At 41.7% G+C, this 15,397-nt stretch carries 18 protein-coding genes; all 18 read left to right on the forward strand.

Annotated features, from left to right (window positions below; all coding sequences use genetic code 11):
- Positions 1-324, forward strand: a complete 324-nt coding sequence (gene comGC / locus NYE79_RS01045; RefSeq protein ID WP_000735800.1) for a competence type IV pilus major pilin ComGC — start codon at positions 1-3, stop codon at positions 322-324.
- The gene (gene comGD / locus NYE79_RS01050; RefSeq protein ID WP_216728922.1) at positions 287-721 is read left to right on the forward strand and encodes a competence type IV pilus minor pilin ComGD; all 435 of its coding nucleotides are present in this window, start codon (positions 287-289) and stop codon (positions 719-721) included. The genes comGC and comGD overlap by 38 nt, the downstream gene beginning before the upstream one ends.
- Positions 684-986 carry a competence type IV pilus minor pilin ComGE gene (comGE, locus tag NYE79_RS01055; RefSeq protein ID WP_200370534.1) on the forward strand — a complete coding sequence of 101 codons (303 nt, stop codon included), beginning with the start codon at positions 684-686 and terminating at the stop codon, positions 984-986. Before comGD ends, comGE begins: the two co-directional genes overlap by 38 nt.
- Positions 949-1,410, forward strand: a complete 462-nt coding sequence (comGF, locus tag NYE79_RS01060; RefSeq protein WP_070568120.1) for a competence type IV pilus minor pilin ComGF — start codon at positions 949-951, stop codon at positions 1,408-1,410. The genes comGE and comGF overlap by 38 nt, the downstream gene beginning before the upstream one ends.
- Positions 1,388-1,801 (forward strand): competence type IV pilus minor pilin ComGG, encoded by a 414-nt coding sequence (gene comGG, locus NYE79_RS01065; protein WP_070568123.1) that lies wholly within the window; start codon positions 1,388-1,390, stop codon positions 1,799-1,801. Before comGF ends, comGG begins: the two co-directional genes overlap by 23 nt.
- A 32-nt stretch (positions 1,802-1,833) precedes the next feature.
- Complete coding sequence (locus NYE79_RS01070) at positions 1,834-2,424, forward strand: class I SAM-dependent methyltransferase (RefSeq protein WP_216728923.1); 591 nt, start codon at positions 1,834-1,836, stop codon at positions 2,422-2,424.
- 58 nt (positions 2,425-2,482) lie between these two features.
- Positions 2,483-3,436, forward strand: coding sequence for a class I SAM-dependent methyltransferase (locus NYE79_RS01075; protein WP_216728924.1), 954 nt, complete (start codon positions 2,483-2,485; stop codon positions 3,434-3,436).
- A gap of 50 nt (positions 3,437-3,486) precedes the next feature.
- Complete coding sequence (locus NYE79_RS01080) at positions 3,487-4,677, forward strand: acetate kinase (RefSeq protein ID WP_000167790.1); 1,191 nt, start codon at positions 3,487-3,489, stop codon at positions 4,675-4,677.
- A 149-nt stretch (positions 4,678-4,826) separates the two neighbouring features.
- Complete coding sequence (gene rnpA, locus NYE79_RS01085) at positions 4,827-5,198, forward strand: ribonuclease P protein component (RefSeq protein ID WP_000748120.1); 372 nt, start codon at positions 4,827-4,829, stop codon at positions 5,196-5,198.
- Entirely contained in the window at positions 5,173-6,000 is an 828-nt protein-coding gene (locus tag NYE79_RS01090) for a membrane protein insertase YidC (protein WP_196755722.1), read from the forward strand. The genes rnpA and NYE79_RS01090 overlap by 26 nt, the downstream gene beginning before the upstream one ends.
- 14 nt (positions 6,001-6,014) lie before the next feature.
- Entirely contained in the window at positions 6,015-7,001 is a 987-nt protein-coding gene (jag, locus tag NYE79_RS01095; RefSeq protein WP_061587790.1) for an RNA-binding cell elongation regulator Jag/EloR, read from the forward strand.
- Positions 7,002-7,056: 55 nt separating this feature from the next.
- Positions 7,057-7,680, forward strand: a complete 624-nt coding sequence (locus NYE79_RS01100) for a hypothetical protein (protein WP_061587789.1) — start codon at positions 7,057-7,059, stop codon at positions 7,678-7,680.
- Positions 7,681-7,797: 117 nt separating this feature from the next.
- Positions 7,798-9,774: a transketolase gene (gene tkt, locus NYE79_RS01105; RefSeq protein ID WP_216728925.1), complete on the forward strand. Its 1,977-nt coding sequence runs from the start codon at positions 7,798-7,800 to the stop codon at positions 9,772-9,774.
- Between the two features lie 128 nt (positions 9,775-9,902).
- Entirely contained in the window at positions 9,903-10,223 is a 321-nt protein-coding gene (yajC, locus tag NYE79_RS01110) for a preprotein translocase subunit YajC (protein WP_025168800.1), read from the forward strand.
- Positions 10,224-10,270: 47 nt separating this feature from the next.
- Positions 10,271-10,714: a low molecular weight protein-tyrosine-phosphatase gene (locus NYE79_RS01115; protein WP_000724851.1), complete on the forward strand. Its 444-nt coding sequence runs from the start codon at positions 10,271-10,273 to the stop codon at positions 10,712-10,714.
- Complete coding sequence (locus tag NYE79_RS01120) at positions 10,701-11,114, forward strand: MORN repeat-containing protein (protein ID WP_000410457.1); 414 nt, start codon at positions 10,701-10,703, stop codon at positions 11,112-11,114. The genes NYE79_RS01115 and NYE79_RS01120 overlap by 14 nt, the downstream gene beginning before the upstream one ends.
- A 295-nt stretch (positions 11,115-11,409) precedes the next feature.
- Positions 11,410-14,061, forward strand: a complete 2,652-nt coding sequence (gene adhE, locus NYE79_RS01125) for a bifunctional acetaldehyde-CoA/alcohol dehydrogenase (RefSeq protein WP_000763996.1) — start codon at positions 11,410-11,412, stop codon at positions 14,059-14,061.
- Positions 14,062-14,380: 319 nt separating this feature from the next.
- Positions 14,381-15,388 carry a type I glyceraldehyde-3-phosphate dehydrogenase gene (gap, locus tag NYE79_RS01130; RefSeq protein ID WP_000260682.1) on the forward strand — a complete coding sequence of 336 codons (1,008 nt, stop codon included), beginning with the start codon at positions 14,381-14,383 and terminating at the stop codon, positions 15,386-15,388.
- Positions 15,389-15,397: the final 9 nt, after the last annotated feature.

The raw sequence follows: 15,397 nt of genomic DNA on the forward strand, positions 1-15,397 counted from the left end.
ATGAAAAAACTCATGACAAATTTAAAAAAAGCCAAGGTTAAAGCTTTCACTTTGGTAGAAATGTTAGTGGTTTTGCTTATCATCAGCGTTCTTCTCTTGCTCTTTGTTCCTAATTTGACCAAGCAAAAGGATGCCGTCGATGACAAAGGAAAAGCTGCTGTTGTCAAGGTCGTAGAAAGCCAGGCAGAGCTCTATAGTCTGGACAAGAATGAAGATGCTAGCCTAAGCAAATTACAAGCAGACGGTCGTATCACAGCTGAGCAAGCTAAAGCTTATAAAGACTACCATGCAAAACAAAAAACAAGTCAAACTGTTGCAGATTAAGGCCTTTACTATGCTGGAAAGTCTCTTAGTTTTGGGACTTGTGAGTATCCTTGCTTTGGGCTTGTCCGGTTCTGTTCAGTCCAGTTTTGCGGCGGTAGAGGAGCAGATTTTCTTTATGGAGTTTGAAGAACTCTATCGGGAAACGCAAAAACGCAGTGTTGCCAGTCAGCAAAAGACTAGTCTAAACTTAGATGGGCAGGCAATCAGCAATGGTAGTCAAAAGTTGACCGTTCCTAAAGGGATTCAGGCACCATCAGGACAAAGTATTATATTTGACCGATCTGGGGGCAATTCGTCCCTGGCTAAGGTTGAATTTCAGACTAGCAAAGGAGCGATTCGCTATCAATTATATCTAGGAAATGGAAAAATTAAACGCATTAAGGAAACTAAAAATTAAGGCAGTGATCTTACTAGAAGCAGTAGTAGCGCTAGCCATATTTGCCAGTATTGCAACCCTCCTCTTGGGACAAATCCAGAAAAATAGGCAGGAAGAGGCAGAAATCTTGCAAAAGGAAGAAGTCTTGCGTGTAGCGAAGATGGCTCTGCAGACAGGTCAAAATCAGGTAAACATAAACGGAGTGGAGATTCAGGTGTTTTCTAGTGAAAAGGGATTGGAGGTCTACCATGGTTCAGAGAAGTTGCTGGATCTTAAAGAGCAGTAAGGTAAGAGCGTTCACTCTTTTAGAATCTCTGATTGCTCTTATCGTCATTAGCGGAGGCTTGCTCCTTTTTCAAGCTATGAGTCAGCTCCTCATTTCAGAAGTTCGTTACCAGCAGCAAAGCGAGCAAAAGGAGTGGCTCTTGTTTGTGGATCAGCTGGAGGTAGAGTTAGAGCGTTCGCAGTTTGAAAAGGTAGAAGGCAATCGCCTCTACATGAAACAGGATGGTAAGGATATCTCTATAGGGAAGTCTAAATCGGATGATTTTCGAAAAACGGATACCAGCGGACGGGGGTATCAGCCGATGGTTTATGGACTCAAATCAGCACAGATTACAGAGGAAAACCAATTGGTTCGCTTTCGCTTCCAATTTCAAAAGGGCTTAGAAAGGGAGTTCATCTATCGTGTGGAAAAAGCAAAAAGTTAAGGCAGGCGTTCTTTTATATGCAGTCACCATGGCAGCTATCTTTAGTCTGTTGTTGCAGTTTTATTTGAATCGGCAAGTCGCCCATCACAAAGACTTTGCCCTAAACAAAGAAAAGCTGGCAGCTTTTGCCATGGCCAAGCGCAGTAAAGATAAGGTTGAGCAAGAAAGTGGGGAACGAGTCTTCAACTTAGGAAAAGTCAGGTATCAAAATACGAAAACAGGTTTTACAACAAGTGTTCGTATGAATAAGGGCAACTATGAATTTCTCTTTCCTCCGATGAAAATCCAAGAAAAGAAAACGGATAAAAAGGAAGAGGTAGCGACTGATTCAAGCAATCAAGCAGGGAAGAAAAAATCAGAAGAAAAGCCTGAAAAGAAAGACAAATCCTAGTCAATTCAACTTCTTTGTGCTAAACTAAAAGCATGAAACATGATTTTAATCACAAAGCAGAAACTTTTGATTCGCCCAAAAATATCTTTCTTGCAAATTTGGTTTGTCAAGTAGTTGAAAAACAGATTGCTCTTCTATCAGACAAGGAAATATTGGACTTTGGTGGTGGGACGGGTCTATTAGCTTTGCCCCTGGCCAAGCAGGCCAAGTCGGTTACCCTTGTGGACATCTCGGAGAAAATGCTGGAGCAAGCCCGTTTGAAAGCAGAGCAACAAGACATCAAGAATATCCAGTTTTTGGAACAGGATTTACTGGTGAATCCTTTGGAGCAACAATTTGACCTGATTGTTGTCAGTCGGGTTCTTCATCATATGCCTGATCTAGGTGCAACTCTTGCCATGTTTTACCATCACCTTAGGGAGAATGGACAAGTTCTCATCGCTGATTTTGTCAAGACAGATACCAACCACCATGGTTTTGATTTAGCTGAACTGGAAACCAAGCTCGCTCAGAATGGTTTTTCGAGTATTGATAGTCAGATTCTCTATAGTGCAGAAGATCTTTTCCTCGGAAATTACGCAGAACTCTTTTTAACAGTAGCCCAAAAATCACTCGCTGACTAAAGCAGTGATTTTTTCTCTTCAGATGGAAAAAAGGAGGGAAATTTGATAAGATAGGAATATGGATTTTGAAAAAATTGAACAAGCTTATACGTATTTACTAGAGAATGTCCAAGTCATCCAAAGTGATTTGGTGACCAACTTTTATGATGCCTTAGTAGAGCAAAATAGTATCTACCTAGATGGCGAGACCGAACTAGAACAGGTCAAAGAGAACAATCAAGCCCTTAAACGCTTAGCACTTCGCAAAGAAGAATGGCTCAAGACCTACCAGTTTCTCTTGATGAAGGCAGGACAAACGGAACCTTTACAGGCCAATCACCAGTTTACACCGGATGTCATTTCCCTCCTCTTGGTACTTGTTGTAGAAGAGTTGCTTCATAAAGAGGAAATTAGCATCCTCGAAATAGGCTCTGGTATGGGCATTTTGGGGGCTACTTTCTTGACTTCTCTCTCTAAAAAAGTGGATTACTTGGGAGTCGAAGTGGATGATTTGCTAATTGATCTGGCGGCTAGTATGGCAGATGTGATCGGTTTGCAGGCAGGATTTGTCCAAGGAGATGCCGTTCGTCCGCAAATGCTTAAAGAAAGCGACGTGGTCATCAGCGACTTGCCTGTAGGCTATTACCCAGACGATGCCATCGCTTCACGCTATCAAGTGGCTTCTAGTCAAGAGCATACCTATGCCCACCATTTGCTGATGGAACAAGGCCTCAAGTACCTTAAGTCAGATGGCTATGCAATTTTTCTAGCTCCGAGTGATTTATTGACCAGTCCTCAAAGTGACTTATTAAAAGGGTGGCTCAAAGACGAAGTGAGTCTGGCTGCTATCATCGCTCTGCCAGAGGATATTTTCTCAACTGCAAGCCAAGCTAAAAGTATTTTTGTCTTACAGAAGAAAAGAGACAAGGAAATAGAACCCTTTGTCTACCCTCTTACTAGCTTGCAAGATCCGTCAGTTCTGTTGACCTTTAAAGAAAATTTTCAAAATTGGAGCAAAGGTACTGAAATATAAAAGAGATTTTGTTATAATAGATGAAAACGCTTAAAAAGAGGTATCATCTTATGACAAAAACAATTGCAATCAATGCAGGAAGCTCAAGCTTGAAATGGCAACTTTATCAAATGCCAGAAGAGAAAGTTTTGGCTAAAGGCTTGATTGAACGTATTGGATTGAAAGATTCCATTTCAACAGTAAAATTTGACGGTCGTTCGGAACAACAAATTCTTGATATTGAAGACCACACACAAGCCGTTAAAATTTTATTGGATGACTTGATTCGTTTTGATATTATCAAAGGGTACGATGAGATTACAGGTGTCGGACACCGCGTCGTTGCAGGTGGTGAATATTTCAAGGAATCAACAGTTGTTGAGGGAGATGTGTTAGAAAAAGTTGAGGAATTGGGACTCTTGGCTCCTCTTCACAATCCAGCTAACGCAGCTGGAATTCGCGCATTTAAGGAATTGCTTCCAGATATTACCAGTGTTGTCGTATTTGATACCTCATTCCACACAACCATGCCAGAAAAGGCTTATCGCTACCCTCTACCAACTAAATACTACACAGACAACAAGGTTCGTAAATATGGTGCCCACGGGACCAGCCACCAGTTTGTCGCAGGAGAAGCAGCGAAACTTTTGGGCCGTCCTCTAGAAGATTTGAAATTGATTACCTGCCATATTGGTAACGGGGCTTCTATCACAGCTGTTAAGGGTGGGAAGTCTGTGGATACTTCTATGGGATTCACACCACTCGGCGGTGTGATGATGGGAACTCGTACAGGAGATATTGACCCTGCTATCATCCCTTATCTCATGCAATATACAGAGGATTTCAATACCCCTGAAGATATTAGTCGCGTTCTCAATCGTGAATCAGGGCTCATGGGAGTTTCTGGTCAGTCAAGCGATATGCGTGATGTGATTGCTGCTATGGAAGCAGGAGACCATGATGCGACTTTGGCTTATGAAATGTATGTTGATCGTATCCAAAAACATATCGGTCAATACCTTGCAGTCCTAAATGGAGCAGATGCGATTATCTTCACAGCAGGTATCGGTGAAAATGCAGCTTTGGTTCGTGAGGATGTCATTTCAGGTATCTCTTGGTTTGGTTGTGATGTGGATCCAGAAAAGAACGTCTTTGGCGTAACGGGAGACATCTCAACTGACGCAGCGAAAATCCGTGTCTTGGTTATTCCAACAGATGAAGAATTGGTGATTGCACGCGATGTTGAGCGCTTGAAAAAATAAGTAAATACACGTAAAATTTGATTGTGAAAAGAAGTTGGGAAAGAGATTTTCCAGCTTTTTTTATGTAGAAAATGTCTAAAACCTTGCTGTTATTGGCTTTTTTAAAAAATATGGTATAATAGTAGTAATTTAATAGATGGAGTTGAGTTTTGAAGAAAAGCTTTCGTGTAAAAAGAGAGAAAGATTTTAAGGCGATTTTCAAGGACGGAACGAGTTTTGCCAATCGAAAATTTGTTGTCTATCAATTGGAAAACCAGCAAAACCATTTTCGAGTAGGGCTGTCCGTCAGCAAAAAGCTGGGGAATGCAGTTACCAGAAATCAAATTAAGAGACGAATCCGACACATTCTACAAAGTGTAAAAGGGAGTTTAGTAGAGCATGTTGATTTTGTCGTGATTGCCCGAAAAGGGGTGGAAACCTTGGAATATGCAGAGATGGAGAAAAACCTACTCCACGTATTAAAGTTATCAAAGATTTACCAGGAAGGAAATGGGAGTGAAAAAGAAACTACAGTTGACTAGTTTGTTGGGCTTGTCCTTGTTTATCATGACAGCCTGTGCAACAAATGGTACAGCTAGCGATATAACAGCAGATTCGACAGACTTTTGGAGCAAATTCGTCTATTTTTTTGCTGAAATTATCCGCTTTTTGTCCTTTGACATTAGTATCGGAGTGGGGATTATCCTCTTCACGATTTTGATTCGGACGATTCTATTACCGGTCTTTCAGACGCAGATGGTTGCCTCTAGAAAAATGCAAGAGGCTCAACCGCGCATCAAGGCTTTGCGAGAGCAATATCCGGGTCGTGATATGGAAAGTAGAACCAAGCTAGACCAGGAGATGCGCAAGGTCTATAAAGAGTTAGGGATTAAACATTCATCCTCTCTCTGGCCGATTTTAATACAAATGCCGGTTCTCTTGGCGCTCTTTCAAGCCTTGAGTCGAGTAGACTTTTTGAAAACAGGTCACTTTTTATGGATTAATTTGGGAGGAGTAGATACAAGTTTTGTCCTTCCGATTTTGGCGGCAGTCTTTACCTTCTTGAGTAGCTGGTTATCGAATAAAGCTTTGTCTGAAAAAAGTGGAGCTACGACAGGGATGATGTACGGGATGCCGGTACTGATCTTTATCTTTGCCATCTCTGCGCCGAGTGGAGTTGCCTTGTACTGGGCAGTATCCAATGCTTATCAAGTTTTGCAAACCTATTTCTTGAACAATCCTTTCAAGATTATTGCTGAAAGAGAAGCGGTAGTCCAAGCAGAAAGAGATTTAGAAGGCAAGAAGAGAAGAGCCTTGAAGAAAGCACAGAAAAAGAAAAAATAAGGAGGAATCTGGTAATGGTATTATTTACAGGTTCAACGGTTGAAGAAGCAATCCAAAAAGGGTTGAAAGAATTAAATATTTCAAGAATGAAGGCCCACATCAAGGTCGTTTCAAAAGAGAAAAAAGGTTTCTTGGGCTTGTTTGGTAAGAAGCCAGCTCAAGTTGATATTGAAGCAATCAGTGAAACAACAGTGATTAAAGCCAATCAACAGGCTGTCAAAGGTGTTCCAAAAGAAGTCAATGAAAAGAATGAACCAGTGAAAACCGTCAGCGAAGCGACAGTTGATTTGGGATATGTGGTTGAAGCCATCAAGAAAATTGAAGAAGAAGGCCAAGGTGTCTCTGAAGAGGTCAAGGCTGAAATCTTGAAAAATGAAAAACATGCCAGCACGATTTTGGAAGAAACAGGTCATATTTCAATTTTAAATGAACTGCAAGCAGAAGATGTTGCTGAGGAAGTTAAGGCTGCTCCAGAAAAAGAAGCTGAAACGCAAGAAGTAGCGAGCCAATCTTTGGAAGATTTAGGCTTGAAAGTAGAACCAAGTTATGACATCGAACAGGTGGCAACTGAAGTAGCTAGCTACGTTCAAACCATTGTAGATGATATGGATGTTGAAGGGACGATTTCAAGCGACTACAATCGCCGCACCATCAATCTTCAAATTGACACCAATGAACCAGGCCGTATTATCGGTTATCATGGTAAAGTTTTGAAGGCCTTGCAACTATTGGCTCAAAATTACCTTTATAATCGCTATTCAAGAACCTTCTACATCACGATCAATGTCAATGATTATGTTGAGCACCGTGCAGAAGTCTTGCAAACCTACGCTCAAAAATTGGCGACTCGCGTTTTAGAAGAAGGACGTAGCCAACAAACTGATCCAATGTCAAATAGCGAACGCAAGATTATCCATCGCATTATTTCACGCATGGATGGCGTGACGAGTTACTCTGAAGGTGACGAGCCAAATCGCTATGTTGTCGTAGATGCAGAATAAGCAAAGCAAAATCAGGTTCATCCTGATTTTTTGCTAGGAAAGGAAAGATTCAGATATGCTGAAAGCAGTTAGAGAATACCTATCATTTGCAGGAGTCCAGTACCGTAATCCTGATAAAGCTGGCGATGAAAGAGAAAAGATGTTGGATTTGCGGCAAAAGGGTCAAGAGGCTCGGAAGTCTTTTACAGAATTGGTCAAAACCTTTCAAGCAAGTCATCCAGAATGGCAACTGCAACAGACTAGTCAGTGGATGAACCAATCCCAACGCTTGCGACCGCATTTCTGGGCCTATCTACAGAGAGACGGACAAGTGACAGAACCTATGATGGCTCTTCGTTTGTATGGAACACCTACTAATTATGGGATTTCTTTGGAAGTCAGTTTCATCGAGCGCAAGAAAGATAAACAGACTTTAGACAAGCAAGCCAAGGTTTTAGAACTTCCGGCGGTAGAAGGAATTTATTATCTAGTCTATTCAAATGGGGAAAGTCATAAGGTGGAGGCTACTGAGGAGAATCGTCGTACTTTACGAGAGAAGCTGAGAAGTCAGGAAGCCCGAAAAGTCTTAGTCAAGTCAGATGTTTCCCTCATTGAAAATCAGTCAGTAGAAGTGATATTGGAGGAGCTAGAATACGCTTATACTCGCTTGTTGCCTTACTATGAGGTGACGAGGGGATAGAAAATCAAATGTGTTAGATGAACGCAAATTGTTTTATTGCTATTCTATGCATTTTTTCATATAATAGTAAAATAGGATGTGTGATTTATTAATCACCTCAAAGAGAAAGGAAATTCTATGTCAAATCCATCTGTTAATGCAATTCGTTTTCTAGGTATTGACGCCATCAACAAAGCAAACTCAGGTCACCCAGGGGTGGTTATGGGGGCTGCTCCAATGGCCTATAGCCTCTTTACAAAGCAACTTCGTATCAATCCAGCTCAACCAAACTGGATCAACCGCGACCGTTTTATTCTTTCAGCAGGACACGGCTCTATGCTCCTTTATGCCCTTCTTCACCTTTCTGGTTTTGAAGATGTTAGCATGGATGAAGTCAAGAACTTCCGCCAATGGGGTTCAAAAACGCCAGGTCACCCAGAATTTGGCCATACAGCAGGGGTTGACGCTACAACTGGTCCTCTAGGACAAGGAATTTCTACTGCTACTGGTTTTGCCCAAGCAGAACGTTTCTTAGCAGCCAAATATAACCGCGAAGGCTTCAATCTCTTTGACCACTATACTTATGTGATCTGTGGAGATGGAGATTTGATGGAAGGTGTCTCAAGTGAGGCGGCTTCATACGCAGGGTTGCAAAAACTTGACAAGTTGGTGGTTCTTTATGATTCAAATGACATCAACTTGGATGGTGAGACAAAAGATTCCTTCACAGAAAGTGTTCGTGATCGTTACAATGCCTACGGTTGGCATACAGCCTTGGTTGAAGATGGAACAGACTTGGAAGCTATCCATGCTGCTATCGAAACAGCTAAAGCTTCAGGCAAACCATCTTTGATTGAAGTGAAGACTGTGATTGGATATGGTTCTCCAAACAAACAAGGAACTAATGCGGTACACGGTGCTCCTCTTGGAGCAGATGAAACTGCAGCAACTCGCCAAGCGCTCGGTTGGGACTATGAACCATTTGAAATTCCAGAGCAAGTTTATGCTGATTTCAAGGAAAATGTTGCAGATCGTGGCGCATCAGCTTATCAAGCTTGGACAAAACTAGTTGCTGATTATAAAGAAGCTTATCCAGAACTTGCTGCAGAAGTAGAAGCTATCATTGACGGGCGCGACCCAGTTGAGGTAACTCCAGCAGACTTCCCAGCCTTAGAAAATGGTTTCTCTCAAGCTACTCGTAATTCAAGCCAAGATGCTTTGAATGTTATCGCAGCTAAGTTGCCAACTTTCCTAGGTGGATCCGCTGACCTCGCTCACTCAAACATGACTTATATCAAGACTGATGGACTTCAGGATGACGCTAATCGCTTGAACCGCAACATTCAGTTTGGTGTTCGTGAATTTGCAATGGGAACGATCTTGAACGGGATGTCCCTTCACGGTGGACTTCGTGTATACGGAGGTACTTTCTTCGTCTTCTCTGACTATGTGAAAGCAGCTGTCCGCTTGTCAGCCTTGCAAGGACTTCCTGTGACTTATGTCTTTACTCACGATTCAATCGCAGTTGGTGAAGATGGTCCAACTCACGAACCAGTTGAACACCTAGCAGGTCTTCGTGCTATGCCAAATCTCAATGTTTTCCGCCCAGCAGATGCGCGTGAAACTCAAGCGGCTTGGTACCTTGCCGTAACAAGCGAAAAAACACCAACTGCCCTTGTCTTGACACGTCAAAACTTGACTGTCGAAGAAGGAACAAACTTTGACAAAGTTGCGAAAGGTGCCTATGTTGTCTATGAAAATGCAGCAGACTTTGACACTATCTTGATTGCGACTGGTTCAGAGGTGAATTTGGCGGTCGCAGCTGCCAAAGAATTGGCTAGTCAAGGTGCAAAAGTCCGTGTAGTCAGCATGCCATCAACAGATGTCTTTGACGCACAAGATGCAGCATACAAGGAAGAAATCCTTCCAAATGCAGTTCGCCGTCGTGTTGCAGTCGAAATGGGTGCAACCCAAAACTGGTACAAATATGTTGGTCTTGATGGTGCCGTTCTCGGTATTGATACCTTTGGAGCATCTGCCCCAGCACCAAAAGTATTGGCAGAGTACGGATTTACAGTTGAAAATCTAGTCAAAGTCGTTCAAAACTTGAAATAATCGCAGAAATCAGAGTGAAAACTCTGATTTTTTATAACCATAAAAACAAGGCACAATCTTGTAAAAGTAGCTGAAATTTGATATAGTAGTCCTATGTAAAATACAAAGGAGAAAATACTATGGAAAATATTAGTCCAAATTTAACATTTTTGATCATGCTTGTAGGTATGTTTGCCTTGATGTTCTTTATGCAACGTTCTCAAAAGAAACAAGCACAAAAGCGTATGGAAAGCTTGAACAAGCTTCAAAAAGGCTATGAAGTCATTACAATTGGTGGGCTTTACGGAACAGTGGATGAAGTAGATACTGAGAAAGGTACAATCGTACTGGATGTAGATGGGGTTTATTTGACCTTTGAATTGGCTGCGATCAAGACCGTTTTGCCACTCAAAGAAGCTGTGACACCAGAAGGAACAGTTGTTGACGAAGGCGGAGCAATCGAAGAATAAAACGGGACCTGTCACTCCCGTTTTTCTATGAGACAAGAGGAAAAGGGATGAAAAAAATAGTATTTGTTTGCTTAGGAAATATTTGCCGAAGTCCCATGGCAGAGTTTGTGATGAAGTCCATGACGAGCGCTTACCAAGTCGAGAGTCGGGCAACGTCATCTTGGGAACATGGCAATCCGATTCATAAGGGGACGCAGGGGATTTTTCAGCAGTATCAGATCCCGTATGACAAAGACAAAACATCGCTTCAGATTGGCAGAGAGGACTTTGAATCATTTGATTACATTATCGGTATGGATGCTTCAAACGTTTCAGATCTGCGTCACATGTGCCCTCAGGAACTACAGTACAAGATCTACTCTTTTGCGGCAGAAAGTGTTCCAGATCCATGGTACACAGGAGATTTTGAGGAAACCTATGCGCGCATCACAAGTGGATGCCAAAGCTGGTTAGACCGTTTAGAAAATGAGAGTGACAATGGAAAAGTTTAAAAAAATCTTTGAAAAATATCGAGTATATCTAACTCGCCCGCGTATAGAGATTGCAACCGTTCTTCTAATCGCTATCTGCGCCGTATCAGTTTTTCTACTAAACACTCCAAAAAAGGGTGTACTGACACTTGACAATGGTGCGCTTGTTTATGATGGAACCTTGGTAAGAGGGAAGATGAATGGTCAGGGGACTATGACCTTTGAAAACGGGGACCAATACACAGGAGAGTTCAATAATGGGGCTTTTAATGGTAAAGGGACTTTTCAATCAAAAGATGGCTGGAAATACGAAGGTGATTTTGTAAATGGTCAGGCTGAAGGTCAAGGGAAGTTGACTACAGAGCAAGAAGTTGTTTATGAGGGGACCTTTAAACAAGGCGTTTTTCAGCAAAAACAGTAGTCTCCAAGTTAGGAGACTATTTTCAAAGCCTGAAAAGAAAACGCTTTCTTGTCTTGAATTCGATAACTAACTATCAACTAGAAAAACTTTGTGAAATAAAAAAATTTTTTCCATAATTTCACAATCGTCCAGACAAAACTCTATTGTATAGCTATATTGAGAAAAAAATCACAATCTTAGAAAATTTCTTTGTGAAATGCTTATGAAACTGTTTACAAAGCATAAAAAAAGAGTTATAATAAATTTGTGAAATAATTAACAAAGGATAACATCCTTAAAGGCTATGGAGGATAATATGGCTGATAAAAAAACAGTAACCCCAGAGGAAAAACAACTTGCTGCTGAAAAGCATGTCGATGGTCTCGTGAAAAAAGCCTTGGTTGCGCTTGATGAAATGCGCAAGTTGAACCAAGAGCAAGTTGACTATATCGTGGCAAAAGCTTCGGTTGCCGCACTTGACGCGCACGGTATCCTTGCACAACACGCAGTTGAAGAAACTGGTCGTGGAGTATTTGAAGACAAGGCGACAAAAAACCTATTTGCCTGCGAACACGTAGTGAACAATATGCGTGGAGTTAAAACAGTTGGAGTTATTGAAGATGATCCAATTACAGGTTTGACAAAGATTGCGGAGCCTGTAGGGGTAATCTGTGGTGTCACTCCGACAACAAACCCAACTTCAACAGCGATTTTCAAATCACTCATTGCTTTGAAAACACGTAACCCAATCGTTTTTGCCTTCCACCCATCAGCTCAAGAATCATCAGCTCACGCAGCACAAATCGTTCGTGATGCAGCCATCGCAGCTGGCGCACCTGAAAACTGTGTTCAATGGATTACAAAGCCATCTATGGAAGCAACTGGAGCGCTAATGAACCACGAAGGTGTTGCAACTATTCTTGCAACTGGTGGGAACGCTATGGTTAAAGCTGCATACTCATGTGGAAAACCAGCTCTTGGGGTAGGTGCCGGAAACGTTCCTGCCTATGTAGAAAAATCTGCTGACCTTCGTCAAGCTGCTCATGACATCGTTATGTCTAAATCATTTGATAATGGGATGGTCTGTGCATCAGAACAAGCGGTTATCATTGATAAAGAAGTATATGACGAATTTGTAGAAGAATTCAAATCATATCACACTTACTTTGTAAACAAGAAAGAAAAAGCGCTTCTTGAAGAATTCTGTTTCGGCGTGAAAGCAAACAGCAAAAACTGTGCAGGTGCTAAACTAAACGCAAACATCGTTGGTAAACCAGCAGCATGGATTGCTGAACAAGCAGGATTCAGCGTTCCAGAAGGAACAAACATCTTGGCTGCAGAATGTGCAGAAGTAGGACCGAAAGAACCATTGACTCGTGAAAAATTGTCACCAGTTATCGCTGTCCTAAAAGCTGAAGATACAGAAGACGGTCTTAAAAAAGCTCGCCAAATGGTTGAGTTTAACGGACTTGGTCACTCAGCAGCTATTCATACAAAAGACGAAGCTCTTGCTAAACGCTTTGGTACAGAAATCAAAGCAATGCGTATTATCTGGAACTCTCCATCTACTTTCGGTGGTATCGGTGACGTATACAATGCCTTCATTCCATCATTGACACTTGGATGTGGTTCATATGGACACAACTCAGTTGGTGATAATGTGAGTGCGATCAACCTTCTAAACATCAAGAAAGTAGGGAAACGTAGAAATAATATGCAGTGGTTTAAAGTTCCTTCAAAAATTTACTTCGAACGCAATTCTATCCAATACCTTCAAACATGTGAAGATATTGAACGCGTTATGATTGTTACAGACAAATCGATCGAAAAACTTGGTTTTGTTCAACGCATTATTGACCAATTGAACAAACGTAGCAACCGTGTAACTGTCCAAGTCTTCTCAGACGTTGAACCAGATCCAGATATCACAACTGTAGAACGTGGTACTGAAGTGATGAGAGCATTTGAGCCAGACACAATTATCGCTCTTGGTGGTGGTTCTCCAATGGACGCGGCCAAAGTAATGTGGCTCTTCTACGAACAACCACAAATCGACTTCCGTGACTTGGTTCAAAAATTCATGGATATCCGTAAACGTGCCTTCCGCTTCCCATCACTTGGTAAAAAAGCGAAATACATTGGTATTCCAACAACTTCAGGTACAGGTTCAGAAGTAACACCATTTGCCGTTATCTCTGATAAGAAAAACAATCGTAAATACCCATTGGCTGACTACTCATTGACACCAACTATTGCCATTGTTGACCCTGCTTTGGTTGAGTCAGTTCCAGACTTCATCGCTGCTGATACAGGTATGGACGTCTTGACTCACGCGACTGAAGCTTACACTTCAAACTTTGCTAACGACTACACAGACGGTATCGCCCTTCAAACAATCAAACTTGTGTTTGAATGGTTGGAAAAATCTGTTAAGACAGCTGATCCAGAAGCTCGCGAAAAAATGCACAATGCATCTACAATGGCTGGTATGGCCTTTGCCAATGCCTTCCTTGGTATGAGCCACTCAATGGCCCACAAGATCGGTGCGGTTCACCATACTGTTCACGGACGTACAAACGCAATCTTGCTTCCATACGTTATCCGTTACAATGGTACTCGCCCATCTAAGACGACTACATGGCCTAAGTACAACTACTGGAAAGCTGATGAAAAATTCCAAGATATTGCTAGAATGCTTGGATTGCCTCACTCAACTCCAGAAGAAGCGGTTGAAGCGTATGCCAAAGCAGTTTACGATCTTGGTGAAGCAGTTGGAATCACAATGAACTTCAAAGGCTTTGGAATCGATGAAAAAGCTTGGAAAGACAGCTTGCATGAAATTGCCTTGCTTGCTTATGAAGACCAATGTTCTCCTGCGAACCCACGCTTGCCAATGGTAGCTGACATGGAAGAAATCATGGCAGATGCTTACTATGGTTATGCAGAACGTCCAGGACGTCGTAAATAATCGTTTATCAGCCTAGAGGCAGGAGTGATCCTGTCTCTTTTTTTGTAAACTCTGAAAGAGTTGAAATCGGAGTTTTACCTTGAAATGAAGAAAATATGCAGATATTATAAAAGATTCTAGAGATATGCTTTGAAAATAAAAGAATAGATGAATGAAAAGGGGGAGAAAAAGTAGAAAAGCAGGAGAGAAAATCAACGCCCATACTTGCAATTAAACTCAAATAGTTATATAATAGGTTTGTTGAAAGGTGATTTGTAGTGATTCAAGTTACTCTTTTCACAATAAAATTTTCATGATTTTCATAAGGAGGAAATCACTAATGGTAGTTAAAGTTGGTATTAACGGTTTCGGCCGTATCGGTCGTCTTGCTTTCCGCCGTATCCAAAACGTAGAAGGTGTTGAAGTTACTCGCATCAACGACCTTACAGATCCAGTTATGCTTGCTCACTTGTTGAAATACGACACAACTCAAGGTCGTTTCGACGGTACTGTAGAAGTTAAAGAAGGTGGATTCGAAGTTAACGGTAAATTCGTTAAAGTTTCTGCTGAACGTGATCCAGAACAAATCGACTGGGCTACTGACGGTGTAGAAATCGTTCTTGAAGCAACTGGTTTCTTTGCTAAGAAAGATGCAGCTGAAAAACACCTTAAAGGTGGAGCTAAGAAAGTTGTTATCACTGCTCCTGGTGGAAACGACGTTAAAACAGTTGTATTCAACACTAACCACGACGTTCTTGACGGTACTGAAACAGTTATCTCAGGTGCTTCATGTACTACAAACTGCTTGGCTCCAATGGCTAAAGCTCTTCAAGACAACTTCGGTGTTGTAGAAGGATTGATGACTACTATCCACGCTTACACTGGTGACCAAATGATCCTTGATGGACCACACCGTGGTGGTGACCTTCGCCGTGCTCGTGCTGGTGCTGCAAACATCGTTCCTAACTCAACTGGTGCTGCTAAAGCTATCGGTCTTGTAATCCCAGAATTGAACGGTAAACTTGACGGATCTGCACAACGTGTTCCAACTCCAACTGGATCAGTTACTGAATTGGTAGCAGTTCTTGAAAAGAACGTTACTGTTGATGAAGTGAACGCAGCTATGAAAGCAGCTTCAAACGAATCATACGGTTACACAGAAGATCCAATCGTATCTTCAGATATCGTAGGTATGTCTTACGGTTCATTGTTTGACGCAACTCAAACTAAAGTTCTTGACGTTGATGGTAAACAATTGGTTAAAGTTGTATCATGGTACGACAACGAAATGTCATACACTGCACAACTTGTACGTACTCTTGAATACTTTGCAAAAATCGCTAAATAATTCTTGAGT

This window comes from Streptococcus sp. FSL W8-0197 (genome assembly GCF_037963785.1).
Classification (GTDB): domain Bacteria; phylum Bacillota; class Bacilli; order Lactobacillales; family Streptococcaceae; genus Streptococcus; species Streptococcus oralis_CQ.